Origin of the sequence: Mesorhizobium sp. M7A.F.Ca.US.005.03.1.1 (assembly GCF_003997975.1) — a bacterium.
Lineage (GTDB): Bacteria > Pseudomonadota > Alphaproteobacteria > Rhizobiales > Rhizobiaceae > Mesorhizobium > Mesorhizobium ciceri.
This window is the reverse complement of the sequence record NZ_RZRO01000015.1, coordinates 44,924-69,899: the sequence shown is the minus strand read 5'-3', so window position 1 is coordinate 69,899 and position 24,976 is coordinate 44,924. Positions and strand designations below refer to the sequence as shown.

General features: G+C 64.0%; 27 protein-coding genes. 15 read left to right on the top strand and 12 right to left on the bottom strand.

The genetic code is table 11. The features are described 5' to 3' along the window. Together EN990_RS09795 and EN990_RS09790 are read right to left on the bottom strand one after the other, a co-directional pair. Positions 1–1,317, bottom strand: a 1,317-nt coding sequence (locus EN990_RS09795; RefSeq protein WP_245469175.1) for an ATP-binding protein, incomplete at its 3' end; no start/stop codon positions are given. Next, complete coding sequence (locus EN990_RS09790; RefSeq protein ID WP_013529960.1) at positions 1,314–2,030, bottom strand: response regulator transcription factor; 717 nt, start codon at positions 2,028–2,030, stop codon at positions 1,314–1,316. The genes EN990_RS09795 and EN990_RS09790, both read right to left, overlap by 4 nt. 253 nt (positions 2,031–2,283) lie before the next feature. On the opposite strand from EN990_RS09790, the gene EN990_RS35465 reads away from it, so the two are divergent. The 4 genes from EN990_RS35465 to clpS all read left to right on the top strand — a co-directional run bounded on the left by EN990_RS35465 (position 2,284) and on the right by clpS (position 3,885). After that, the gene (locus tag EN990_RS35465; protein WP_024504541.1) at positions 2,284–2,586 is read left to right on the top strand and encodes a hypothetical protein; all 303 of its coding nucleotides are present in this window, start codon (positions 2,284–2,286) and stop codon (positions 2,584–2,586) included. A gap of 39 nt (positions 2,587–2,625) precedes the next feature. Then, a complete protein-coding gene (locus EN990_RS09780) occupies positions 2,626–2,859 on the top strand; it encodes a hypothetical protein (protein WP_013529962.1) in 234 nt (77 codons plus the stop codon). A gap of 215 nt (positions 2,860–3,074) precedes the next feature. Beyond that, a complete protein-coding gene (locus tag EN990_RS09775) occupies positions 3,075–3,440 on the top strand; it encodes a hypothetical protein (protein ID WP_013529963.1) in 366 nt (121 codons plus the stop codon). A 139-nt stretch (positions 3,441–3,579) separates the two neighbouring features. Further along, entirely contained in the window at positions 3,580–3,885 is a 306-nt protein-coding gene (gene clpS / locus EN990_RS09770; protein WP_013529964.1) for an ATP-dependent Clp protease adapter ClpS, read from the top strand. Between the two features lie 52 nt (positions 3,886–3,937). Here clpS and EN990_RS09765 read toward each other — a convergent pair whose 3' ends face one another. The 4 genes from EN990_RS09765 to EN990_RS09750 form a co-directional block, all read right to left on the bottom strand. After that, positions 3,938–6,016 carry a membrane protein gene (locus tag EN990_RS09765; RefSeq protein WP_027162170.1) on the bottom strand — a complete coding sequence of 693 codons (2,079 nt, stop codon included), beginning with the start codon at positions 6,014–6,016 and terminating at the stop codon, positions 3,938–3,940. Positions 6,017–6,079: 63 nt separating this feature from the next. Next, on the bottom strand, positions 6,080–8,902 hold the full coding sequence (locus EN990_RS09760; RefSeq protein ID WP_127388291.1) for a DUF4159 domain-containing protein: 2,823 nt from the start codon (positions 8,900–8,902) through the stop codon (positions 6,080–6,082). Then, the gene (locus tag EN990_RS09755) at positions 8,899–9,861 is read right to left on the bottom strand and encodes a DUF58 domain-containing protein (RefSeq protein WP_013529967.1); all 963 of its coding nucleotides are present in this window, start codon (positions 9,859–9,861) and stop codon (positions 8,899–8,901) included. Before EN990_RS09755 ends, EN990_RS09760 begins: the two co-directional genes overlap by 4 nt. Beyond that, on the bottom strand, positions 9,861–10,865 hold the full coding sequence (locus EN990_RS09750) for a MoxR family ATPase (RefSeq protein WP_127369902.1): 1,005 nt from the start codon (positions 10,863–10,865) through the stop codon (positions 9,861–9,863). Before EN990_RS09750 ends, EN990_RS09755 begins: the two co-directional genes overlap by 1 nt. 154 nt (positions 10,866–11,019) lie before the next feature. Between EN990_RS09750 and EN990_RS09745 the strand changes: the two genes are divergently transcribed. Genes EN990_RS09745 through EN990_RS09735 form a run of 3 tightly spaced genes read left to right on the top strand, consistent with a single transcriptional unit; the run spans position 11,020 to position 13,546 of the window. Further along, a complete protein-coding gene (locus EN990_RS09745) occupies positions 11,020–11,649 on the top strand; it encodes a DUF1285 domain-containing protein (RefSeq protein WP_013529969.1) in 630 nt (209 codons plus the stop codon). Next, positions 11,649–12,284 (top strand): CoA pyrophosphatase, encoded by a 636-nt coding sequence (locus EN990_RS09740; RefSeq protein WP_063168849.1) that lies wholly within the window; start codon positions 11,649–11,651, stop codon positions 12,282–12,284. The genes EN990_RS09745 and EN990_RS09740 overlap by 1 nt, the downstream gene beginning before the upstream one ends. Continuing rightward, the gene (locus EN990_RS09735; RefSeq protein ID WP_127388290.1) at positions 12,281–13,546 is read left to right on the top strand and encodes a CCA tRNA nucleotidyltransferase; all 1,266 of its coding nucleotides are present in this window, start codon (positions 12,281–12,283) and stop codon (positions 13,544–13,546) included. The genes EN990_RS09740 and EN990_RS09735 overlap by 4 nt, the downstream gene beginning before the upstream one ends. Position 13,547: 1 nt before the next feature. On the opposite strand, the gene EN990_RS09730 is transcribed toward EN990_RS09735, so the two are convergent. From EN990_RS09730 to hemF, 3 genes are all read right to left on the bottom strand, one after another. Next, positions 13,548–13,733, bottom strand: a complete 186-nt coding sequence (locus EN990_RS09730) for a DUF1059 domain-containing protein (RefSeq protein ID WP_013529972.1) — start codon at positions 13,731–13,733, stop codon at positions 13,548–13,550. Positions 13,734–13,933: 200 nt separating this feature from the next. Next, entirely contained in the window at positions 13,934–14,194 is a 261-nt protein-coding gene (locus EN990_RS09725; protein ID WP_013529973.1) for a DUF1344 domain-containing protein, read from the bottom strand. Positions 14,195–14,505: 311 nt separating this feature from the next. Then, on the bottom strand, positions 14,506–15,420 hold the full coding sequence (gene hemF / locus EN990_RS09720) for an oxygen-dependent coproporphyrinogen oxidase (protein WP_024504549.1): 915 nt from the start codon (positions 15,418–15,420) through the stop codon (positions 14,506–14,508). Between the two features lie 114 nt (positions 15,421–15,534). On the opposite strand from hemF, the gene EN990_RS09715 reads away from it, so the two are divergent. After that, positions 15,535–15,792, top strand: coding sequence for a hypothetical protein (locus tag EN990_RS09715; RefSeq protein WP_013529975.1), 258 nt, complete (start codon positions 15,535–15,537; stop codon positions 15,790–15,792). A 103-nt stretch (positions 15,793–15,895) separates the two neighbouring features. Here the strand turns inward: EN990_RS09715 and soxR are convergent, their stop codons facing one another. After that, on the bottom strand, positions 15,896–16,369 hold the full coding sequence (soxR, locus tag EN990_RS09710) for a redox-sensitive transcriptional activator SoxR (RefSeq protein ID WP_063168847.1): 474 nt from the start codon (positions 16,367–16,369) through the stop codon (positions 15,896–15,898). Positions 16,370–16,501: 132 nt separating this feature from the next. Further along, entirely contained in the window at positions 16,502–16,960 is a 459-nt protein-coding gene (locus tag EN990_RS09705) for a tRNA (cytidine(34)-2'-O)-methyltransferase (RefSeq protein WP_127368690.1), read from the bottom strand. Between the two features lie 443 nt (positions 16,961–17,403). Here EN990_RS09705 and EN990_RS09700 point away from each other — a divergent pair, with 443 nt between their 5' ends. From EN990_RS09700 to EN990_RS09680, 5 genes are read left to right on the top strand one after another with little or no spacing between them, the layout of a single operon-like run. Next, positions 17,404–17,799 (top strand): hypothetical protein, encoded by a 396-nt coding sequence (locus tag EN990_RS09700; RefSeq protein ID WP_013529978.1) that lies wholly within the window; start codon positions 17,404–17,406, stop codon positions 17,797–17,799. A 29-nt stretch (positions 17,800–17,828) separates the two neighbouring features. Continuing rightward, a complete protein-coding gene (locus EN990_RS09695) occupies positions 17,829–19,715 on the top strand; it encodes an ABC transporter ATP-binding protein (protein ID WP_013529979.1) in 1,887 nt (628 codons plus the stop codon). A 10-nt stretch (positions 19,716–19,725) separates the two neighbouring features. Then, positions 19,726–21,609, top strand: coding sequence for an ABC transporter ATP-binding protein (locus tag EN990_RS09690; protein WP_032808649.1), 1,884 nt, complete (start codon positions 19,726–19,728; stop codon positions 21,607–21,609). 4 nt (positions 21,610–21,613) lie between these two features. Continuing rightward, entirely contained in the window at positions 21,614–22,093 is a 480-nt protein-coding gene (locus EN990_RS09685) for a GNAT family N-acetyltransferase (RefSeq protein ID WP_013529981.1), read from the top strand. Between the two features lies 1 nt (position 22,094). Further along, positions 22,095–22,406 (top strand): DUF6665 family protein, encoded by a 312-nt coding sequence (locus EN990_RS09680; protein ID WP_013529982.1) that lies wholly within the window; start codon positions 22,095–22,097, stop codon positions 22,404–22,406. 3 nt (positions 22,407–22,409) lie between these two features. Here the strand turns inward: EN990_RS09680 and EN990_RS09675 are convergent, their stop codons facing one another. After that, on the bottom strand, positions 22,410–22,754 hold the full coding sequence (locus EN990_RS09675) for a cupin domain-containing protein (RefSeq protein WP_013529983.1): 345 nt from the start codon (positions 22,752–22,754) through the stop codon (positions 22,410–22,412). Positions 22,755–23,068: 314 nt separating this feature from the next. Here EN990_RS09675 and petA point away from each other — a divergent pair, with 314 nt between their 5' ends. Continuing rightward, positions 23,069–23,629: a ubiquinol-cytochrome c reductase iron-sulfur subunit gene (gene petA / locus EN990_RS09670; protein ID WP_013529984.1), complete on the top strand. Its 561-nt coding sequence runs from the start codon at positions 23,069–23,071 to the stop codon at positions 23,627–23,629. A gap of 17 nt (positions 23,630–23,646) precedes the next feature. Beyond that, positions 23,647–24,948 (top strand): cytochrome b N-terminal domain-containing protein, encoded by a 1,302-nt coding sequence (locus EN990_RS09665; protein ID WP_013529985.1) that lies wholly within the window; start codon positions 23,647–23,649, stop codon positions 24,946–24,948. The last annotated feature ends 28 nt before the right edge of the window (positions 24,949–24,976 follow it).

The window sequence follows — 24,976 nt, the reverse complement described above, 5'->3', positions numbered from 1 at the left end:
GTTGCGGGCAATGGTCAGGCCGAGGCCAAGACCGCCGGTCTGGCGGTTGCGCGATTGTTCGAGGCGCACGAACGAGCCGAACACGGCGTCGATCTGCGCCTGCGGTATGCCAGGCCCTTCATCGCGGATGGTGAGCAGGATCATGTCCTCCGACCGGCGCAGCGAAAGATGCGCCTTCTTGCCGTAGGTGACCGCGTTCTGCACCAGATTGGTGACGCAGCGCTTGAGCGCGACCGGCCGCGCCATGCAGATCAGCCCGCGCGAACGGGTCTCGTCGTCGAACGATACGTCGTCATAGCCGTCGGCGATCGATTCCACGAGCGACCAGAAATCGATGCGTTCGTTCTTTTCCTCGGTCACTTCGAAGGTGGCAAAGTCGATCACCGAACTGGCAATGCTCTCGACATCGGCGAGATCGTGGGCCAGCGCCTCGCGGACCGCCGATTTGCGCAACAGCTCCAGGCGCAGGCGCATCCTGGTCATCGGCGTGCGCAGGTCATGCGCCAGTGCCGCCGCCAGATGTTCGCGGTCCTCGACATATTCGCGCAATCTCGCCTGCATGGCATTGATCGCCTTGGCGGCGGCACGCACCTCGCGGCTGCCGCTCTCGGCGATCGGCGGGCTCTTCAGATCCTTGCCGATCCGGTTCACGGCGGTTTCCATCATCCGGTAGGGCGCCGTCAGCCGGCGCAGTGACCAGATCGACATGATCACCACCAGCCCTGCGATCAGCGAATAGAGCGGCAGGCTGTCGAAGCTCAGGATCGGGCCGACGGGCGTGATCGGTTCGGTGAAATTCAGCCATTGGCCGTCGGCGAAGCGCAGCGATGCCGTCAGCTTGTCGCTCTGGGCGAAGTCGGCGGCCAGCACCAGAAGGTCGCGCTCGACCTGGCCGATGTCGGGTCCTGGCGTCGTGCCGTCCGCGTCGTCGGCCTCGCGCGTCGCCGGATCGCGGCGCACGCGTGCATCGGTGATGCCGAATTTGGACAGCCGGCCGACGAGGATGTCTTCGAGTTCGGCCAGTTCGTCGTCGCCGGCGATCGACGAAGTGACCGCCGGCGTGTCCGAAACGGTGAGCGCGTAGGTGGAGTTGAACAGGCCGGTCGCCGTCGCCTTGCGCTCGTCCGGACTGGCGTCATGCATGAGCTGCACCAGCGAGAAGGCACGGTCGTTGAGCCGGTAGAGGTCGACGACGTCGTTGGCGGCAGCGCGGTCGCGCGAGACGATGTAGAGGGTCGCGACCTGGCTGATCAGCAGGCCGGCAATGACGATCAGCAGCACCCAGACAGGCAAGGTCTGCGGCAGGAAACGTCTCATTCGGAGGTCGTCTCGGGCAGGAACTGGTAGCCGCCGCTGCGTACGGTCAGGATCAGCTTGGGCGTCTTCGGGTCGTCCTCCATCTTGCGCCGCAACCGGCTGACCAGGATGTCGATGCTGCGGTCGAAGGAATAGTCGCTGTCGCCGCCGGACAATTCGATGAGTTGGTCGCGGGTCAGCACACGCTGCGCACTCTTGACGAAGGTCTGCAGCAGGTTGAATTCGGCCATGGTCAGCTCGACCCTGACATCGTCGGGTGCGATCAGCCGGCGCCGGGCACAGTCCATCGTCCAGCCGGCGAAGCGGTAGATCTGCTTGGTGGTGGCGCGCTTCGGCTCGGCGGCGCCATTGCGCCTGAGCACGGCCCGGATGCGCGCCAAAAGCTCGCGCGGGTCGAAGGGCTTGGGCACATAGTCGTCGGCGCCCATTTCCAGGCCGACGACGCGGTCGGTCGTCTCGGTGACGGCGGTCAGCATGATGATCGGCGTCGAATACTGGGCGCGCAGGTCGCGGCACAGCTCCAGCCCGCTTTTGCCGGGCAGCATCACGTCGAGGACGATGAGGTCCACCTGGACGCGCCGCAGGATGGTCTCCATCTCGATGCCGTCGGCGGCAACCGAGGTGTGCAGGCCCCGCTTCTGGAAGAATTCCTGCAGCAGGTCGCGGATGCCCTTGTCGTCGTCGACGATCAGTATGTGTGCATCGGATTTCACAGCAGCCCTGTCATTGTTGCCAAGCCCTTCTGTCTTTGATTGCCAAGCCCTTCGGTCGCAACCCACACGATAGAATTCAGGCCATATGTTGGCCAGTGGCTATGATGGGGTTCACACCGGCTTTCTCAGACACACTCCAGAAACAAAATTCTACAGTTCAGAAAAACTCCTGAAAAATTTCAAAGGCATAACTGATCTCGTGGCGGTCAGGTCATCGGCTGCGACGCTAGTCTCCGGGTTTACGGATAAACCGATGCCAAGGTTGTCGATCAGTTTGTTGGGTGCGTTGCTGGGCTTCTGCCTGGTCACTGCCGCTGTCGGACAATCGGACGCAAAGGCGACGCTCACAACCCGGAGCGAACGGTGCGCCAATCTCAGCCACCAATTTGATGAAGCCCTCGAAACCCATGCCACGGCAACGCAGGTCACCGCGGCAAAGGCACTTCAGAGAAAGGGCAACCGGTACTGCGCCGCCAAGAAACAGGCACAGGGCATCCGGATGCTCGCCAATGCTTTGAAGCTGCTTGGAGTGACGCCGAACGACCCGGTTCAGTAACGCTCCGAAACTTGACCCGCATAAAAAGGAAACGAAGCCATGAAAAAGTCCATCCTCTCCGCAACCGGTCTCGCCGTCGCTCTCGCTTTCGCGATGCCGGCTCTCGGCAACGCCGCCGCCACCACGACCGCTGCTCCGGCTGCTTCGACGACCACCGCTCCGGCGACTGCTGCTCCGGCCAAGGCTGCTCCGAAGAAGGTCGTCAAGAAGACCGTCAAGAAGCACAAGAAGGCTGCTGAGAAGGCCGTCAAGAAGGACGCCCCGAAGACCTGATAAGGTCCGGCATAAAATGCCGGCCTGTTGACCAAGGCCGCTCCAGCTGGTTTCGGTTGGAGCGGCCTTCTTCCTGTCCGAGCCGCTGAAGCCCTGACATTGGCTATGAAGCGGTCGATGGGTTCAACTGATCTTTGGCGAAGTCTGGCACCGGCAGCTTCCGCCTCGACTGACACTTAACCCGTTTGCAACGCCGGCCGTGTAGGACAATCCGCATGAAGAAGCGGCTTTCGTCCATTTTGCGCTCGATGGTGATCGGCGGTCTGGTTGCCACCGGCCTCGCCAGAGTGCTTATCCTGTTCACCGCCAGCCCGGTCCCCGATCCGGCCAGCGGACGCACCGAGCCTTCGCTGTTCGCGCCGGCGATTTCCACCAACTGGGACTACATAACGCCGGCACAGACCTGGCTGCTGGTCGTGCTGACCGGCGCGACGTTGATCTGCGTCGCCGCGTGGCCGATCGCGACCTGGCTGGAACGCCGGGCGGATGCCGGCGGAAACCGTTTTCGGTCCGATATACCGCCCGCTGCGGCCGTGCGGCAGATTCCCGGCCGTCGCATGTTCGGCCGCCAAGGCCGTTGAACGGCAACCGACACCTTCCCACATGATTGTGAATGGCCGCGTCGGCGGACACCGGTTTCGCGCGTCGATCAAAATGGACGACCGTTTTCACCGGTGCCAGAATGGCGGTTACGTCGCTTACGCAAAACTGTCGGTTCCGATGCCTGAAATCACCACAAAACCGCGTACCCAGATCAAGCCGCAAGTCGAACGGCCAAAACTCTACAAGGTCATCCTCATCAACGACGATTTCACGCCGCGCGAATTCGTGGTGACGGTGCTGAAGGGCGAGTTCAAACTCAGCGAGGACCAAGCGCACCGGGTGATGATCACTGCGCATCGGCGTGGCGTCTGCGTCGTCGCCGTGTTCACCAAGGATGTCGCCGAGACCAAGGCGACGCGCGCCACCGATGCCGGCAAGGCCAAGGGCTATCCGCTGATGTTCACGACGGAGCCGGAGGAGTAGAGCAGGGGGCTTTCCCTTCTCCGACAAGGGGAGAAGGAAAAAGAGCGCCGCGCTACCGTCCCTCGCGGTACCACATCGAACCCATTGCCAGAAGCAGCAGGCCGAGGCCGAGGAAGCCGCCGAACAGCGGCACGCGCGAGACGGCTTTGAGCACGCTGTCGTCTGTCGTGCGCAGGCCGATCCAGTCGCTGCCGGATGCGGCACCAGCCGAGCGCACCGGCACGATGGAAGGCAGCGTCACGTCGCTGCCAAGGGCTGTGGAAGACGCCAGCCGGCGCACGCTGCCGCCGGTGGCTTCCGCCGGCGCCTTCAGCCGGTTTTCGGTGGAAATGACGTCGGCGAATTCCGGTGCGTTGACCGGCCCGACATGGGCAAGCGCGGTGAGGTCGCCATTGGCGACCTGGTAGAGCCCGATCTCGCTGGTCTCGACGCTGCCGAGGAAGACCCCGGGCTCGGCTTTGTCGAGCTTGACGGTCAAGGTTTTGCCGGACGGGGTGATGATCTGCGCGGCGCCGGGATCGTCGGCCATCGTCTGGCGGCGGATTTCCAGCACCATGCCACGACCATCGGCGGTCAGCCGCTCCTCCTCGAGCTCCGGCTCCTTCATCAGCCAGTGCGCGATGCGCCGATAAAGCTGGACATGCGGGCCGCCGCCCTCGAAGCCGCGCGCCCACAGCCAGCCCTGATCGGACAGCAGCATGCCGACGCGGCCTTCTCCCTTGCGGTCGAGCAGCAGCAGCGGCCGGTTGTCGGCGCCCTTCATGACCACTTCGCCTTCCGGGTTCTGCACGCCTATGGTGCGGAACCAGCGGCTCCAGTGCGGCGGCTCGGTGGCCGAGCCATCGAGCCCACGCGTCACCGGGTGGCGCTGGCCGAGTTCGGTGAGGCGCGGATAGAAGGCCTTGTCGACAACTTCGCCGGTCGGCATCGCCGGCAGGGCGGCCATCAGCGGCGTGCGCGCGATCGAGCTTTCGCCGGCATATTCGGGGCCGGCCGCGATCAGCAGCGCGCCGCCCTTTTCGACATATTCGGAGATGTAGTCGTAATAGAGGATCGGCAGCACGTCGCGGTGCTGGTAGCGGTCGAAGATGATGAGGTCGAAATCCTTGATCTTCTCGACGAACAGTTCGCGGGTCGGGAAGGCGATAAGCGACAATTCGTTGATCGGCGTGCCGTCCTGCTTTTCCGGCGGCCGCAGGATGGTGAAATGGACAAGATCGACCGAGGCGTCGGATTTCAGCAGGTTGCGCCAGGTGCGCTCGCCGGCATGCGGCTCGCCGGAGACGAGCAGCACACGCAGGTTCTCGCGAATGCCGTCGATCAGTGCGATGGCGCGGTTGTTGGTGTCGGTCAGTTCGCCCGGCTCGCGATCGATGGCGAGTTCGACGATGTTGCGGCCGGCACCCGGAATGGTGACCTGCAGCGGCATGGCCTGGCCAACGGTGGCGTGCTCGACGGCGACCTGCTCGCCATTGACCGAGACGCGCACATCGACCGGGCCAGTCTCGTTTTCGGTCGAGATGACGCGGTAGGTCATGTCGAGCGGCTTGCCAACAAGGCCGAAGCGCGGCGCGTTCTCGAAGCGGATGCGGCGGTCCTTTTCGTGGTCGTTGCCGGTGATCAGCGCATGCAGCGGGGCGTTGAAATCTGGCGCGCCCGGCGGCGCGTCATGGACCTCGCCATCGGTGATCATGATCGCGCCGCCGATGCGTGACGGCGGCACGTCGCGGAAGGCGCCTTCAAGCGCGCCGAACAGCCGTGTCTCGGTGCGCTCTTCGGCGGCCTCGGATTTGCCGGCCTCGACGACGCGCACGTCGAACTGCTTGAAGCGGCCAAGCCGCTGCTGCAGCCCGGCCAGCGCCTCGTCGGTCTGCTTGGTGCGATCGCCGATATCCTGGCTCTGGCTGCGGTCGACGACGAGGGCGACAACGCTTTTCAGCGGCTCGCGCTCCTCGTTGAGGAACACCGGGTTGAACAAAGCGGCGGCGAGCGCCAAAAGGGCGATGAAGCGGAAGACCGAGCCGCGCTGGCGAAACCACAGGCCGACAAGCGCCAGCAGCGCCAGCGGCACCAGCGCCAAGGCCAACAGGGGCCAGGAGATCAGCGGTTCGAAGGAAATCGACCAGTTCATCCCTTACCCTCCTCTTTTTGGGGAGGGTTTATCCGCGACCGGAGGGAACCAAACAAACTCATCTTACTGCCCCAGCCGTTCGAGCAGTATGGGCACGTGCACCTGGTCGGATTTGTAGTTGCCGGTCAGCATGTACATCATGATGTTGACGCCGGCGCGCAGCGCGTAGACGCGCTGCATCGGGTCCGCCGGTACGGTCGGCAGCAGCGGATCGCCATTCTCGTCGACCGCCCAGGCGCCGGCAAAATCATTGGCGGTGATCATGATAGGCGAGACGCCGTCGCCGGTGCGCACCGGCCGGTTCTCGGCATTGCTGGCGTCGAGCGACGCCTCGACCCACAGTGGGCTGCCGGCGAAGCGGCCGGGGAATTCGGGCAGGATGAAGAAGGATTTGGTCAGCACGTGGTCGGACGGCACCGGCTCCAGCGGCGGCACGTTGAGGTTGCCGAGGATGTCGCGCAGCCGCTCCGTCGCCGGGCTGGTCGAATCGGCGCCGATGCCGTTGGCGAACTGGTCGCGGGTGTCGAACAGCACCGTGCCGCCCTGCTGCATATAGGCGTCGATGCGGGCGATGGCGGCCTGGCTCGGCATCGGGGCGGCCGGATCGATCGGCCAGTAGATCAAAGGATAGAACGACAGCTCGTCCTTCGAAATGTCGACACCGGCTGGTGCGCCCGGTTCAAGGGCCGTCTTTTCGACCAGGAAGCGGGTCAGGCCCTCGAGCCCGGCACGGCTGATCGAATCGTCGCCCGGCACGCCGGTCAGCACATAGGCGATGCGGGTCTTCGAAATCGCCTCGATGGCAATTTCGTCACCCGGCTTGGCGTCGTCGGCGCGGGCAAGGTCGGCATGACCGAACAAGCTACCCAGCGCAATCAGGACCGCGGCGGTGGTTGCCATGGCACCGGCGCGGCGCGGTCGGCGTGAGAACAGGCCGCCCATCCAGAACACTGCCAGCGTATCGAGCAGCATCAGCACCAGGGCGGCCGCGACCAGCGCGCCCTTCAAATTGCGCGATTCGTCAAAGGCATACTGGATCGAGCTGACGGGAACAGTGATTTGCGGGCGCGCCAGCGGGGCCAGCGTGCTGTCGGCTTCAAGCAGATTATGGGCAAACACACCCGTCTCGGAACCATAAAGGCCGGGCGGGTTTTCAAAAGTCACCGGCAGCGCGCCGGCGCCCGGTACAAGCGGCCGTGCATCCGGCGTCGGCGGCACCAGCGAGCCGTCGGCTGCAATCATGCGATAGGGCGCCAGCGACGCCGCGGCGGCTTCGGCATTGGCGATGGCCGCGCCCTGGTTGCGCGACAGCTGCACGATGCGGCGCAGCATCTCGACGAAGCTGCCGGAGATCGGCAGGTTCGACCAGGTTGCCTCAGGGGTGACGTGGAACAGCACCAGCGTGCCCTTGCCTTTCTTCAGTCCGGTGACCAGCGGCGTGCCGTCGGCAAGGGCCGCCCAGGTGCGCTCGACGATATCGGGTGTCGGCTCGGCCAGCACCTGTCTGCTGACAGTGACCTCGGTCGGCGGCGCCAGATCGGCGAACGGGCCGGCCTTGGGGAATTCGGTGACAGGCTGCGGCGACGTCCATGACAGCGCGCCGCCGAGCGAACGCTCGCCGGTGCGCAGGCGGACCGGCAGCAAATCGTCGTCATCGCCTGCGGTGGCCAGCCGCGAACCGGCGAAACGCACCAGCGTGCCGCCATTGTCGACCCAATCGACAAGTCTCTGCCGGACCTGTCCGGGAATGGTGCCGATATCGGCCATGACAATCATCGCGGGCTTCTGGTCGAGGATCTGCGGGATGGCGTCGGCGAGGTCGGCGCTGGAGGGTTCGACCAGATCGGCGAAGGGCTGCAGCGCCCGCCTGATGTAGTAGAGTGGCGACAAAAGCGGCTGCGCCTGGTCGGCCTCGGCCTGCGACAGCAGCCCGACGCGGCGGCGCTTGGAGCTTTCGTCGAGGACGCGCACCGCACCGGCCTGCCGCTCGCCGTCGAGCGCGATCGAAGCGAAGTCGTTGCGCAATTCGAACGGCACCGCCATGGTGCCGGTGGCGGTGGTTTCGCCAGGCGAAAAGGTCAGCGTCGCATCGGCGATGCGGCGGCCCTTGTCGTCGAAGGCGCCGGCGGTGACCTGCGCCGGGGCAGGGTCGCCCGGCGCGCGGATGGCGGTCAGCGCAAAGCCGTCGACCTGGTTGTCGGCGGCGGTCAGGCCCGTCAGCGACAGCCTGTCGGCGGTTGCCCAGACGACACGGGCGGCATTTTTCGACAAAAGCGTGTTGAAGGCGGCTTCATCGCCTTTTGCCGCCAGGCCGTCGGCAAGCACGGCGACACTGGCCCCGGGCAAGGTCTCCAGCACGCCGGCGACGCGGGCATAGACGGCGGGCCGGTCGGTCGGGATCGGCCGCGGCTTGGCGGCGCGCAGCCGGTCAAGGGCGGTGGCGGCATCGAACGGGCCGATCTCGGCATTGGCTTTTTCGGCGGTGAAGGCGATGACGACCGGCACGCCGTTGGAGCCGGCGTCGTTGATCAGCCGCTCGGCGGTGGCGACGCGTTTGCCCCAGTCGGCGGCACTTGCCCAGTCATTGTCGATGACCAGGGCAAGGGCGGCTCCTTCGGCCGGCAGCTTTTCACGCGGATTGAAGACCGGGTCGGCCAATGCCGCGACGATGAGGGCCGCCATCAAGAGCCTGAGCAGCGTCAGCCACCACGGACTCTGCTGCGGCGTCTCCTCGCGCTTCAGTACGCGCGCCAGGATCTTCAGCGGCGGGAAGATCTCGGTCTGCGGCTTGGGCGGCGTCAGCCTGAGCAGCCACCAGATCACCGGCAGTGCCAGCAGGCCCCACAGCACCATGGGGGCGCCAAAGGAGAGCGGCAGCCAACTCATGCGACAGCCTTTCCTGGCCGATCGCCACCAGCGATGCCTGCACGACCGCCAGCGGTCGGCCTGACCGAGGGGCCATCAGTGGTCATCGCCATGTGCAGTCGCACCAGCGCGTCGGAGGCGAGCCGATCGGTGTGGTTGACGGTAAAGCTCCAGCCAAGCCGCTTGCACCAGGCGGCCAGTTCGTGGCGGCGGGCGGTGTAGAGCAGGCGATACTCATCACCCAGCATTTCGGCGCGGCCGGCGGTCAGCTTGTCGCCGGTCTCGGGATCGGTGAATTCGGTGCGGCCGGCATAGGGGAAGGTCTCCTCGGCCGGGTCGGCGACCTCGATCAGGTGGGCGCGCACGCCGTGGCGGGCCAGCACGTCGAGCCAGGCCATCGTCTCCTCGACGGGATCGAGGAAGTCGCTGACGATGACGATGTCGCAGAAGCGCCTGATGTCGGACAGGTCGGGTTTTGCCGGCAGCTCGCCGGCATGCATCAACTGGGCGGCAATTCGTTCGGCGCCGTTGCGGGCGGTGAACGGGTCGGTGAGGCCCGGCCAGGCGATGCGTTCGCCGCTGCGCGACAACAGCTCGGCCATGGCCAGCGCCAGCACCAGCGCGCGCGATTGCTTGGAAACGCTGGCGCCTGTCGATTTGTAGAGCATCGACGGCGAGGGGTCGGCCCACAGCCAGACGGTATGGGCGGCTTCCCATTCGCGGTCGCGCACATAGGTGTGGTCGTCGCGGGCCGAGCGGCGCCAGTCGATGCGCGAGGAATCGCCCTCGACATAGGGCCGGAACTGCCAGAAATTCTCGCCGATGCCGCGCTTGCGGCGGCCGTGCCAGCCGGCGATCACGGTGTTGACGATACGGCGCGCCTCGACCAGCAGGTCTGGCACAAGCGAGGCCCGCAACCGGCCACGGGCGAGCGCGTCGCGCGTCGCTGCCGGAGCCTGGACCTCGCCGATGCGCGGCATCAAATCCCTTTCACGAGTTTCGCCACCACGTCACGCACGCTGGTGCCTTCGGCGCGGGCGGCGAAGGTCAGCGCCATGCGATGCTGCAGCACCGGCTCGGCCAGCGCACGGACGTCGTCGACCGAGGGCGCCAGCCGTCCGTCGTAAAGCGCGCGCGCCCTTGTGCACAGCATCAGCGCCTGGCTGGCGCGCGGGCCGGGACCCCAGGGGACGTTCTTATCGGTCTCGGCATTGCCTTGGCCGGGACGCGCCGAGCGCACCAGCGTCAGGATCGCCTCGACGACGCTTTCAGGCACCGGCATGCGGCGGATCAGCGTCTGGATCTCCTTCAGCCGCACCGGCTGCAGCACGTTTTGCGCTTTCGCGTCCTCGATGCCGGTGGTTTCCAGAAGGATGCGGCGCTCCGCCTCGATTTCGGGATAGAGGATGTCCACCTGCATCAGGAAGCGGTCAAGCTGTGCCTCGGGCAGCGGATAGGTGCCCTCCTGCTCCAGCGGGTTCTGGGTTGCCAGCACGTGGAAGGGCGCCGGCAGGTCATGGCGGGCGCCGGCAATGGTGACGTGGTATTCCTGCATGGCCTGCAGCAGCGCCGACTGAGTGCGCGGCGACGCGCGGTTGATCTCGTCGGCCATCAGCAGCTGGGCGAAGATCGGCCCGGAGATGAAGCGGAAGGAGCGTTTTCCGGTCTCGTCCTGCTCCATCACTTCGGAGCCGAGGATATCGGACGGCATCAGATCCGGCGTGAACTGGATGCGACGCGAATCGAGGCCGAGCACGATGCCAAGTGTTTCGACCAGCTTGGTTTTGGCGAGACCCGGCACGCCGACCAAAAGCGCATGGCCACCGGCCAGCAGCGCCACCAGCGTGCGCTCGACGACGCTTTCCTGTCCGAAGATGACCCGGCCGACCCCGTCGCGGATCCGGGAGATGTCGGCAAGCGCCTTCTCGGCCTCGGCGATCATGTCCTTTTCGCTGATCGGGCTTTCCTTGACCATCACGCTCATGCCGCATCGATCCTTGTGGTTGGAATACCATGGCTGGAACAACGGCTGCACCATACCATAAGTTGCCGCGATTCGGCCTCGCGTGGCGCCTACATCGAAACTTAAATCACAGACTTAGGCTGACAAGCGGAACAACAGTGACTATTTCGTGACCATGACGGGACCCTTGGGACATCGTGAAGAAAGCCTGACTGATGCCACCGAGGCGCGTGGTCTCGAGGCGCTGATCTCGCGCGCCGCCCGTGCCGGCAAGGGCGCGGCACCTGTCGAACGCTGGAATCCCGACTTCTGCGGCGATCTGGACATGGAGATCAAGGCCGACGGCACCTGGTTCTATCTGGGCACGCCGATCGGGCGCATGCCGCTGGTGCAGCTTTTCTCCTCGGTGCTGCGCAAGGACGCCGATGGCAGGACCTATCTGGTGACACCGGTAGAAAAGGTCGGCATCCGCGTCGCCGATGCGCCGTTCATCGCCGTCGAAATGGACGTTTCGGGCAGCGGCGAGGCGCAGACAATCACCTTCCGCACCAATGTCGGCGACGTCGTCGAAGCCGGGCCGGAACGGCCGCTGCGGTTTGTCGATGAGAACGAGACCGGCGGGTTGAAGCCCTATGTGCTGGTGCGTGGCCGTCTGGAGGCGCTGGTGGCGCGGCCGGTGATGTATGAACTGGTCGGGCATGGCGAGGAGATCGAAATCGGCGGCGAGACGATGTTCGCGGTGCGCTCCAAGGGCGCCGTGTTCCCGATCATGCCGGCGGACCAGTTGAAGCGGCTGAGCGCGTGATGGACCAGGTGACGCCGGCGCCGTTTTCATCCGCGGATTTTCGCGCGCGCTTTGCCGTGCAGCCCGATGCACATGCAGGCGACGACGACTATGGCGACCATCGCTTCAACCCCGGCCATCCGCGCCTCAACCAGGGCAAGGCGCTGCGCAATGCCGCGGTGCTGATCCCGGTGGTCGATCATGAGGGCGATGCGACGGTTCTTCTGACCAAACGGGCCGAAAAGCTGCGCAGCCATTCGGGGCAGGTGGCCTTTCCCGGCGGCACTATCGATCCGACCGATCCGAGCCCTGAGGCGGCGGCGCTGCGCGAGACCTTCGAGGAGATCGGGCTTGGCCGAGATGGCATCGAGATCATCGGCCGCATGCCCGACTATGTCGCCGGCAGCGGCTACCGCATCGCCCCGGTGCTTGGCATCGTGCGGCCCGGTTTCCAACTGACGCTCAACGCAGACGAGGTCGATGCCGCTTTCGAAGTGCCGCTGCGCTTCCTGATGGACCCGGCCAACCACAAGCGCGACAGCCGTATGTGGAACGATCTCGAATGGTTCTTCTACGACATGCCTTACGGCGACCGGCGCATCTGGGGCGTCACCGCCGGCATCATTCGTACTCTCTATGAAAGGCTCTATGCGTGAGTGTCTCGATCGCGGGCAGGGCCGATTGGCTCACCGACAAGCATCTACAGCGCCTGCTGTTCGCATTGGCCGAAGGCGGTGAAGAGGCGCGAGTCGCCGGCGGCGCGGTGCGCAACACGCTGATGGACCAGCCGGTCGCCGACATCGACATCGCCACCACCTGCTTGCCGCAGCAAACCCTCCGCCGCGCCGAAGCGGAAGGGTTCAAGGCGGTGCCAACCGGCATCGAGCATGGGACGATCACCGTGGTTGCCGGCGGAAAGCCCTATGAAATCACCACCTTGCGCGCCGATATCGAAACCGACGGGCGGCGCGCGAAAGTGTCGTTCGGGCGCGACTGGAAGCTCGATGCCGAGCGGCGCGACTTCACCATCAACGCGCTCTATGCCGAGGCCGATGGCAAGGTGGTCGACCTGGTCGGCGGCATTGCCGACATCGAGGCGCGCCGGCTGCGATTCATCGGCGACCCGGAAGCGCGCATTCGCGAAGACTACCTGCGCATCCTGCGCTTCTTCCGCTTCTTCGCCTGGTACGGCGACGGACGGCCCGACGCCGAGGGGCTGAAAGCCTGCGCCCGTCTGAAGGAAGGGCTGGCCCAGCTTTCGTCCGAGCGCATCTGGTCGGAACTGAAGAAACTTTTGTCGGCGCCCGATCCGTCACGGGCGCTGCTTTGGATGCGGCAGGCAGGTGTCTTGACCGCGGCGCTGCCGGAAAGCGAGAAATGGGGTATCGATGCCATCCATGGGTTGGCCAAGGCCGGCAAGGATCTGGGCTGGGCACCCGACCCGCTGCTCAGACTGGAAGCGATCGTGCCGCCCGATGCCGCTCGCATGAAGACGCTCGCCGAGCGGCTCAAACTCTCGACCGCCGAAGCGGATCGCCTGCGCCACTGGGCGCTCGCCACCGCCGTCGAGCCGAAGACGACCGAGGGCGAACTGGCAAAAAGGCTCTATCGCGGCGACCGGCAGGGGTTTGTCGACCGTCTGCGGCTGTCGCTTGCGGCAGCCAGGATGCGCGCCGTCGAGGACAATGAGGCGCTGCTCGAAGCCGGTGGCTTTTCGCGCCTGCTTGGCTTCGCCACCAAATGGGAAAAGCCGTTGTTTCCGCTGAAAGGTGCCGATCTGACGGCGCTCGGCGCAACTCCAGGCCCGAAACTCGGCGAAATCCTCAGGAATCTCGAAGCGGAATGGGTCGAAGCCGGGTTTGCCCCTGATCGCGACGCGCTCCTCAAGCGCGCCGCCGAAGCCTTGCAGGCCGGGTAGATCAGGCCGCGTCGCGGGTCTTTTCGATGCGCGAACGGATCGCCTCGATCATCGTCTCGCGGATGACCGTCTCACCATGTGTCTCGCGCATGTGCTCGACGGCACGGCGCATGACCTCGGCTTCCTCGTCGGCACGTGTGTGCCAGTCACAGCCGGGCACGAGCGACCCGCAGTGAAATTCCTTCATGAGATTTCTCCTTTTCTCCGTGGAGCTTGGTCGAGGCTCCGGCACTTTTTTGGCCCATGTCCGGTTCCAGGGTTGAAACCGCGGACCGCGAACGGGTGAGAAGCATAACACAGATGGGGTGGTATTGGTTGCCGTCAACGGCAAAAGGGCGGAGCAGCATCGCTCCGCCCTCGTCTCGTCCCGTTTTGGCGGGCAGGCCTTCACTTGGCGATCTTGACAGCCTCGGCAATCTTTTTCTTGCCGCTCATGTCCCATGAGACACGGACCTTTTCACCGACCTGCAGGCCAGGATCCTTGAAGGTCTTGGGAAGCGTAAAAGACGATCCATCGTCGAGGACCAGGCTCATGGCCGTCGTGTCAAAGGTCTTGATCGTCCCGGTGGTGTGCTTGACGGCGGCGAACGCCACCGAACCGGAAGCGAGAAGGGCAGCGGCGGCCGCCGAAACAATGATCTTGCGCATTGCGAAGTACTCCTGGAAAGGCGGGTATCTTTTTGACGAAGATGTCCCGCGTCGTCTTGGGCCGTCCGGTCGCGTCGGGTCGCGGCTCGCTTTGTCTTGACGCAATTCCGGTCGGAAAGCCGTTTCGCACTTTCCTGAAATTGCGCGCAGGCGAACCGCCGGCGCTTCCCGACCCCGCGCCACAAATAGACCAGTCTTTTCAAGAGCCTATTAGACGAAAAAGAAATTTTTCGCCGCACCGTGTGCCACATTCCATGCCCATTTCGAGCGAATGGGACATCAATGCGGCTCACGTCGGGCTCACCATTTTGTTACGGCCAGCGGACCTCGGGCGGCAGGCTGGAGAGGATGGCGGCGACATTGCCGCCGGTCTTCAGTCCGAATATGGTGCCGCGATCGTGAAGCAGATTGAATTCGACGTAGCGGCCGCGGCGGATGAGCTGTTCGTCACGGTCGCCATCGGTCCAGTTCTCGTTGAAGTTGGCGCGCACAAGGTGGCCGTAGACGACGAGAAAAGCGCGGCCGACATCCTGGACGAAGTTGAAATCGGCATTCCAGCCGCCCTTGTCCTCACCCGAATGCAGCCAGTCGAAGAAGATGCCACCGGTGCCGCGCGGCTCGTTGCGGTGCGACAGATAGAAGTACTCGTCGCACCAGGCCTTGAATTTTGGGTAATCGGCCACCGCGACATTCTTCTCGCAAGCGAATTGCATGGCGCGGTGGAAGGCGACCGTGTCGGGGTCGTCCTGGGTGCGGCGGCGATCGAGCACCGGTGTCAGATCGGCACCGCCGCCGAACCATTGGCTGGATGTGACCACCATGCGCGTGTTCATGTGCACGGCCGGAACGTTGGGATTCCATGGGTGCGCGATCAGCGAAATGCCGGATGCCCAGAAGCGCGGGTCTTCCTCGGCACCGGGCATCTGCTTCCTGAATTCGGGTGAGAACTCGCCATGGACGGTCGATGTGTGGACGCCGACCTTTTCGAAGACGCGACCGTGCATCATCGACATGGTGCCGCCGCCGCCGCGCCCCTCGTCACGTTCCCATGGCGTCTTTTCGAAGCGGCCGGGCGACCACGAGGCCAGCGGCCCGCCAAGATCCTGCTCGATCTGCTCGAAGGTGGCGCAGATGCGTTCGCGCAGCGCCTCGAACCAGAGGCGCGCCTTCATCTTCTTCTGTTCGATGTCGGCGGGCAGGCCCGCCGGTATTTCTGGTCGTTCCAAATGCCGTCTCCGGTTGGGGCGGCGAGTCCCACAAATGACTCGTCTTTTGCCGGCGCGATCCCTAATCTCTTAGGGGACAGGGTCAAGTGTCATTACGGTGCAAGGAGTTGTTTCGTGCGCACCCCGGCAAGACCGCCGCTGGATGGCCTAAAGAAAAGGCTCGACCAAAGCCGTGCCGAGCGCGTGCGTATGCCGCGCGACGGTTTCCTGCGCGAGACCTTCGTGCTGCCACGCTCCGATGCCCGGCTCAAGGCCAAGGAATGGTTCGAGCGCTTTCCCAAGCAGGCCTACTGGACCGAGATCGAAAGCTGGTTCGAGCGGCCGGGCGACCTGATCGAGTTCACCATCAGGCGGTTGCCTGCGGCCGACTAGGACTTCGTCGCCCCGTTTACGGGGAGAGGGTGCCGGCAGGCAGGTTGAGGGGCGGCGCGAACCTCTCAATGCTGGCGCCGCCCCTCATCTGCCTTCACTGCGTTCAGGCACCTTCTCCCCGTGAACGGGGAGAAGGAAGAGCGACCAGCCTCCTTGCCCCCGTTCCCTCGCGTGCCAGCCGGTCACCCTTGTTGCGCAGCGGGCATTTGTCGATCGACATGCAGCCGCAGCCGATGCAGTCGGTCAGCCCTTCGCGCAGTTTCTTCAACTGGGCGATCTTGTGATCGAGCCCGTCGCGCCAGGCGGTCGACAAAAGGTTCCAGTCGTCGCGCGTCGGCGTGCGGCTTTCGGGCAGTGATTCAAGTGCGGCACCGATTTCGGCCAGCGAGATGCCGACCTCCTGTGCAACCTTGATGATCGCCACGCGCCGCAGCACGTCGCGGCCGTAGCGGCGCTGGTTGCCCGACGTGCGGTGGCTGCGGATCAAGCCGCGGGCCTCGTAGAAATGCAGCGCCGACACCGCCACCCCGCTGCGCATGGCCACCTGGCCAACCGTTAATTCCGTTACAGGCGCCATGTCTGATTTTCCGTCCCGATTTTTCTGCTTGACCTCAAGTTAAGTTGAGCTTGTAGCGAAGAAACCCTGGATGTGCAAACGAAGGAGAAGGCGATGTGCGCCTGGGTCAAGATGTCGGGAGACGGAGTGCCGTTATCCGAGTTGCCGGATGGCTTCGCCCACCACCATGGCGACGGAGAGCGCCACGTTGATGCTGCGCGCCGTACCCTGCATGGGGATGGTCAGGCGCGCATCCGCCGCCTGATGGACAGGATCCGGCACGCCTGCGGATTCGCGGCCGAACAGGAGGACGTCACCGTCCGCGAAGCTGAAGCTGGTGTAGGCCGTCGTGGCTTTGGTCGACAGCAGCACCAGCCGGTGCGAACCAGCCTTGCGCCATTCCTCGAAGGCGTGCCAGTCGACATGCCGGGTCAGGGCAGCCATTTCGAGGTAGTCCATGCCGGCTCGCTTGAGCGCCTTGTCGGAGAGCGGAAATCCGGCCGGTTCGATGATGTCGACGCCAAGTCCGAGGCACGCGGCGAAGCGCAGGATTGTTCCGGTGTTGCCGGCAATGTCAGGCTGGTAGAGCGCGATGCGGAGACGACGGTTCATTTCCGCGTCCTTCTAATAAGTGGCGGATCGGCCACAGCGGCTTGGCGGTTTTGGAAATTGCTGGACCTGCGGGTGGCCATTTTCTGCGAAGTCGGGTATACAACCAGCATTGTCAACCCGAACCGATGGAGGGGTAATTCATGATGACCATGCACATCCAGCGCCCCTCTCGTGGGCTTACCTGCCTGCCGGCGGTTTCGGTACGACGATTCTCCTGACTCTCTAAGACTTGATCGCACCGATTCCCGCCGAAACGATTTTTCGGCACTCGAAGGAATCCTGCGATGTTTTTCAAAAAGTCAAAAGGGCTGAACGCCCCAACTGAAGCTGTCCGGACCGACACTCGTCATGTCCGGACCGATGCAATGCGTGCCTCCGGGCGAATGCCGGCGGACGATATTGCTTCGCCTTTTTATCTCGATTTTCACACGGAGGACGGACCGATGTTCGATCCCTACAGAATACCGGGCTCGAGGAGCCTGCATATCCACCGACTGCCGACCTGGGCGCTGCTGATCGGCGACACCTATTCGTCGGCGGTTCACGCCGAGGTTCGCCGCCGGCCGCATCGCGGCATGCTGCCGGATGTCGATTTTTCGCGCGCGGTTCCCGATCCCGGGCGGCCGTCGCTGGTGCGCCGGATCATCCGGCTGATCCGGCCTGGCGCGAAAAACCGGGCTGGCGGCACCGTGTCGTCAGGATCGTCTGGCGCAGCTGTCGGCGAAAAGCCCGCGAGCCCCTATATTGCGCGAAGCATTGCCGACGGTCCGGGTGATTCCGGACCGTCGGCACTCGACGCCATGGGTTCCGGGGACTTCGTACGCTCACGTGCCGCGTAAGCGGCAAACACATTTCACAGGCATGACCTATGTTGTTGTTTAGCTGGTTTGAAAAAAGGCTCGATCCGTTCCCCGCGGCGGAACCGGTCGAGCCGCCCAAGACGCTGGTTGCCTTCTGCGTGCATTATACGCGCGGCGCCTGGCCCTATATCCTTTTCGATGCAGTGCTGGTGACGGCCATCGCGATCGCGGAAGTGTGGATGTTCGGCTTCCTCGGCCGCATCGTCGACTGGCTGTCGGGGCAGAATCGCGAAACCTTCCTGCAGACGGAAGCCTGGAAGCTTGCCGGCATGGCCTTCATCGTGCTGTTCGCACTGCCGGGCACCGTATGGCTGCATTCGCTCCTCAACCAGCAAACGCTGATGGGCAACTATCCCATGCGCATCCGCTGGCAGGTGCACCGCTATCTGCTCAAGCAGTCGATGAGTTTCTACCAGGACGAGTTCGCCGGCCGCATCGCGACCAAGCTGATGCAGACGGCTCTCGCCGTGCGCGAATGCGTCATCAAGGTGATCGACGTCCTGAATTACGTTATCGTCTACTTCCTCGGCATGCTGCTCATCGTCGGCTCGGCCGACTGGCGGCTGGCCGCGCCGCTCGGCGTCTGGCTGGTCGGCTATATCCTTTTGCTGCGGTTTTTCATTCCCCGGCTGGGCAAGGTCGGCGAGGAACAGGCCAATGCGCGCTCGATCATGACGGGCCGGGTCGTCGACAGCTACTCCAACATCCAGACGGTCAAGCTGTTCAGCCATGCACGCCGCGAAGCGTCATTCGCCAAAGACGGTATGTCCGGCTTTCTCGAAACGGTCTACCGGTCGATGCGCCTGGTGACAGTGCTTTTCGGCTCGCTCTACATACTGAACGCGCTGCTCTTGTTCTCGGTGACCGCGATGGCGCTGTGGCTGTGGCTGGGGCAAGCAGTGACGATCGGCGCGGTCGCCGTGGTCATCGGCCTTGTGCTCAGGTTGTGGGGCATGTCGCAATGGATCATGTGGGAAATGTCGGGCCTGTTCGAGAACATCGGCACGGTGCAGGACGGTATCGCCTCGATCTCGCTGCCGCGCCTTGTCGAGGACCGGCCGGACGCGAAGGAGATCAGCGTCTCCAGGGGTGAGATCCGCTTCGAGGACATTCGCTTCCACTACGGCAAGCAGAAGGGTGTGATCGAGGGCCTGTCGCTGGCGGTGAAGCCGGGCGAGAAGGTCGGCATCGTCGGCCGTTCCGGCGCCGGCAAGTCGACGCTGGTCAACCTGTTGCTGCGCTTCTACGACCTCGAAGCCGGGCAGATATTGGTCGATGGCCAGGAAATCGCCGCTGTGAAGCAGGATTCGCTTCGTGCGCAGATCGGCATGGTCACGCAGGACACCTCGCTGCTGCATCGTTCGGTGCGCGAGAACATCCTTTATGGCCGGCCCGATGCAACCGACGAGATGCTTGTCGAGGCGGCGCGGCGCGCCGAGGCGCTGGACTTCATATCAGGGCTTTCGGATGCCAGCGGCCGCAAGGGCTTCGATGCCCATGTCGGTGACCGCGGCGTCAAATTGTCCGGTGGCCAGCGGCAACGCGTCGCCATTGCTCGCGTTATGTTGAAGGACGCACCTATACTTATCCTTGACGAAGCGACCTCGGCGCTTGATTCCGAAGCCGAGGCGGCGATCCAGGAGAATCTCTACAAGCTCATGCAAGGCAAGACCGTCATCGCCATCGCGCACCGGCTGTCGACCATCGCGGCGATGGACAGGCTGGTGGTGATGGACAAGGGCCGTGTCATCGAGGAAGGTTCGCACGAAGAACTCGTCGCCAAGGGCGGGCTCTACGCGCAGCTCTGGCAGCGCCAGTCGGGCGGGTTCCTGCTTGAGGACGGTCCCGCCGACGCCGCCAACGACGCACTTGCAAAGAGGCAAGCCGCAGAATGATGGCCGCCGCATGATGACAGCCGTCTATCGCTGGTTCGAGAACTGGGTCTATCCGTTCAGGGAGCCGGCGAATCTTCGGCCACCGATCAGTGTCGGCGGCTTTCTCTGGCACTATGTCGGCCAGGCGAAGTTCGCCTTCTTCGCCATGCTGGTCATCGGCGGCATCGCGCCGCTGGTCGAGGCCGGCCTGTTCTACTTCGTCGGGCGGCTGGTCGATATTCTCGACCAGCTTCCCGCCGAGCGCAGCTGGCACGCACTGTGGGCCGCCGCCGGCCCTGAACTGGTTTTCATGGCCGTGGTGGTGCTGGTCATCCGCACCGTCGTCGTCGGCTTGTCGGCGCTGGTCGACGAACAGACGATCACGCCGGGCTTCTACAATCTGGTGCGCTGGCAGGCGCACCGGCATGTCTCGCGCCAGTCCTACGCCTTTTTCCAGAACGATTTCGCCGGCCGCATCGCGACGAAGGTCTGGCAGGCGGGCCAGGCGACCGGCGACTTGATGGAAAGCTTCATCGAGGTCGTCTGGTTTATGATCGTCTACACGGTGACGACGCTGGCGCTGGTCGCAGGCCTCGATCTCAGGCTGGCGGTTCTGGTGGTGATCTGGATTTCCGCCTTCGGCTGGCTGGCCAAGCTCTATTTGCCGGCAATCCGCAAGCATGCCGAGGAAACAGCCGAGGCCGGCTCGATGATCACCGGCCGCATCGTCGATTCCTATTCCAACGTGCAGACGCTGAAACTGTTCTCGGCCGATGGCGACGACCGCTACATCAGGAACGGTTTCGACATCTATCTCGACGCATTGCGCCCGTTCACCCGCCGGCTGACCGGCGTGCGCATGGCGCTGACCACGCTGTCAGGCATCATGATCACGGCGATCGGCTGCTTTGCCGTCTATCTCTGGGTCGAGGGCTCGATCACCGTCGGCGCGGTCGCCTTCACCCTGTCGCTGGTGCTGCGGCTCAACATGCTGCTCGGCCGGCTGATGATGCAGCTCAACAGCATCTTGCGAAACCTCGGCGTGCTGGAGAACTCCAAGGCGCTGATTTCGCAGCCGCTCGGCCTCACCGATGCGCCCGACGCCAAGGAACTCGTCGTGGCAGGCGGCCGTATCGCGGTGAAGAACGTCGAGTTCCACTACGGCAAAGGTTTCGGCGTGCTGAACGGCATCGACCTTGTCGTCAGGCCAGGCGAGAAGGTAGGGCTGGTCGGACCGTCCGGCGCCGGCAAGACGACCCTCGCCAATCTGATCCTGCGCCTCTACGATCTCGAGAGCGGGTCGATCACCATCGATGGCCAGGATGTCGCCAAAGTTACGCAGAATTCGCTGCGCGCCAATATCGGCGTCGTCAGCCAGGACACGGCGCTGTTCCACCGTTCGCTGCGCGACAACATCAAGCTCGGCATGCCTGACGCGACCGATGCGGAGGTGATCGCGGCGGCGAAAAAGGCCGAGGCGCACGAGTTCATCCTGACCTTGCGCGACAACAGGGACCGCGCCGGCTACGAGGCGTTTGTCGGCGAGCGCGGCGTCAAACTGTCGGGAGGCCAGCGCCAGCGCGTGGCGATCGCCCGCGTCTTCCTCAAGGATGCGCCGATCCTGATTCTCGATGAGGCGACCTCGGCACTCGATTCCGACATCGAGGCGGCGATCCAGGAGAATCTGACGCGGCTGATGGAAAACAAGACGGTCATCGCCATCGCCCACCGGCTGTCGACGATCGCAGCACTCGATCGTCTGGTGGTGCTCGACGGCGGCCGCATTGTCGAGCAAGGCACGCATGACCAATTGGTGGCGCTCGACGGGCTCTATGCGCGGCTGTGGAAGCGGCAGTCCGGCGGTTTTCTCTATCACGAAGACAGCGTGCTCGAAGAGACGCGCCCGGCGGAGTAGCTCCATGGGTGGATCGACAGGCGCCATCCCAGAGGTCGGCTACGTGCTCAAGCGGCTCCGGCCGACCATGCCGGCCTTCGACACGCTGAAGGAAGAGAGCCGGCTGGAAGGCTACTGGATGCTGGTACGCCTTGCGGATGGCTGGGCAAGTGGCCGCAACAAGTTCCTGAAACGGGGGGAGGCGCTGTACGGAGCATGGTATGGAAGGGAACTCGCCGGCGTGTGCGGGTTGAACATCGATCCCTATTTCGAGGGCAGGGGCCACGGCCGGGTCCGGCACCTGTTTGTGAGCGCGCGCCACCGTCGCGCCGGCCTTGGCCGGATGCTGGTCGAAACCGTTGTCGACAGGGCACGTCACCATTTCGCCATGCTGAACACCCGCGCGCCGCAAGAAGCCTTCGGTTTCTATGAACGGCTTGGCTTTCAGCGCGTAGCAGGCGAAGAGTTCGTCACACACCGCATGGTTTTCGGGAAAGGAGGCTGAAATGTCCTTGCGTCCGCCATCTCATCTTGCCGGCGCCTCGGCCGCCGAAGCCGCCTTCGACGCGCTCGGCCATGAAATATTGGCGGAAAAGGCGGCAGCACTCGGCCGCGCCGGCCAGCGGGTAGAGGAAACGCTGGCCAGGCTGCGCGACAATGCCGACGAGCAACTGCGCCCCCTTCTGCTCAAGGATGCCGCCGAGGCGGTGCATGGCTATTTCATCCAGCGCGAGCTGTGCGGCTTGCGCAAGCACGATGCCGTCATTCGTGAATACAACATCCCGAAAGCGGTGCTGGCCAGGCTCGGCGCGAAATAGGGATCACTCCAGCCATTCGGTGATGAAGCTGCCATTCTCGTGGATGTCGGTCGTTTCCAGTGGGCCTGGGCCGAGATTGGTGAATTTGTGCGGCGTATTGGGTGGCACGATCAGGATCTGGCCGGCGGATGCCTCGATTTCCTGGTCGCCGACAGTGAACAGGCCGGTGCCCTGGCGGATGATGAAGATCTCCGCGTAGGGATGTGTGTGCAGGCGCGGGCCGCCGCCGACATCAGGCAGATAGTTGAAGATCAGGCAGGAGTTGGAGCCGTAGGCGCCACATTGCAACTCGCCCTTCCAATGGTCCGAGCGAACGGCCCAGGTGTCGCGGTCTATGACGTGTGCCATAATGACAAGGATAGACCCGGCTGGGGCCTTGTGTCGAGCCGAACAAGGGCGTCGGATTTGCGGGTGTTTCCCGATTGTTTAGTGATGGTTGGCGGCTATCCGGCGTCGTGTTGACCGGCGGCGGATTTTGTCCCCGCGACAATCTGCCCTTGTGCCTTCACCCGTCTGGACAAAAACGGGCTTCACGCATAAACCGAAGTCCAAATGCCGGAGGAATTCGCAAGCCTGTTCGCCATGCGCTGTCGGGTTGGCGTAATTGAGCGGGGAACAAGGCTCAGCCACCGGCACGGAAGAGGCGAAAGGATCAGGCACCCGTGAGCGCAACCGACACCCAGGATCCCAACCGTCGTGATTTTCTCTACGTCGCCACCGGCATGGCCGCAGTGGTCGGCGCGGGTGCTTTCGCGTGGCCGTTCATCGACCAGATGCGCCCTGACGCATCGACGCTGGCGCTCGCCTCGGTCGAAGTCGACGTCGCCTCGCTGACGCCGGGCATGTCGCTGATCGTCAAATGGCGTGGCAAGCCGGTCGTGGTCCGCAACCGCACCGAACAGGAAATGAAGGACGGCGAGGCGGTCAAGCTGGCCGATCTCAAGGATCCGATCGCCCGCAACGCCAATCTCCCGGCCGACGCACCGGCGACCGACGCCAATCGCACCACGCCCGGCAAGGAAGCCTGGATGGTGATGGTTCAGGTCTGCACGCATCTCGGCTGCATTCCGCTTGGCCAGGAAGGCGATTTCGGCGGCTGGTTCTGCCCGTGCCACGGTTCGCAATACGACACCGCCGGCCGCATCCGCAAAGGCCCGGCGCCGGAGAACATGGCGGTTCCGGTATTCAAGTTCATTTCCGATACCAAGATCCTTATCGGTTGAGGCAGGGGGATATTTCGATGAGCGAGGGACACTCGACCTATACGCCCAAAACCGGTCTCGGACGCTGGTTCGACGCCCGCATGCCGCTGCCGCGGCTGGTCTATGACAGCTTCGTTGCCTATCCGGTGCCGCGCAACCTCAACTATGCATGGACCTTTGGCGGCATCCTGTCGATCATGCTGGTGGCGCAGATCCTGACCGGCATCGTGCTGGCCATGCATTACACGGCCGACACCAATCTGGCCTTCGGCTCGGTCGAGAAGATCATGCGCGACGTGAATTCGGGCTGGCTGCTGCGCTACATGCATTCGAACGGCGCCTCGTTCTTCTTCGTCGCCGTCTACATCCACATCTTCCGTGGCCTCTATTACGGCTCCTACAAGGCGCCGCGCGAACTGCTGTGGATCCTCGGCTGCATCATCTATCTCCTGATGATGGCGACCGGCTTCATGGGCTACGTGCTGCCATGGGGCCAGATGAGCTTCTGGGGCGCCACCGTCATCACCGGCTTCTTCAGCGCCATTCCGCTGGTCGGCGACTGGATCCAGCAGCTGCTGCTCGGCGGCTTTGCCGTCGACAACCCGACGCTGAACCGTTTCTTTGCGCTGCACTATCTGTTGCCGTTCATGATCGCCGGCGTTGTCGTGCTGCACATCTGGGCGCTGCATGTCGTCGGCCAGTCGAACCCGACGGGCATCGAGGTCAAGTCGAAGACCGACACCGTGGCCTTCACCCCCTACGCGACCATCAAGGACGCGTTCGGCATGATCGTGTTCCTGTTCTTCTTCGCCTATTTCGTCTTCTACCTGCCGAACTATCTCGGTCATCCCGACAACTACATCGTCGCCAACCCGCTGAAGACGCCGGCCCACATCGTGCCCGAATGGTACTTCCTGCCGTTCTACGCGATCCTGCGCGCCATCACCTTCAATGTCGGGCCGATCAACTCCAAGCTCGGCGGCGTGCTATGCATGTTCGGCGCCATCGTCATGTTGTTCCTGGTGCCGTGGCTCGACACTTCGAAGGTGCGCTCGGCGGTTTACCGGCCCTGGTACAAGCTGTTCTTCTGGCTGTTCGTGGCCGATGCCATCCTGCTTGGCTGGCTGGGCTCGCAGCCGGCGGAAGGCAGCTATGTGTTCATGGCGCAGATGGCGACATTGTTCTACTTCGCCTTCTTCCTGATCGCGCTGCCGGTGCTCGGCCTGATTGAGACGCCGCGACGGTTGCCGAACTCGATCACCGAGGCGGTGCTCGAGAAGAACAAGGGCGGCAGCGGACATCCGGCGGGCGCTACGGCGGCTCCGGAAACCAAAGGCTGAGCGGGTAGAGAATCTAAGGGGATTTGGC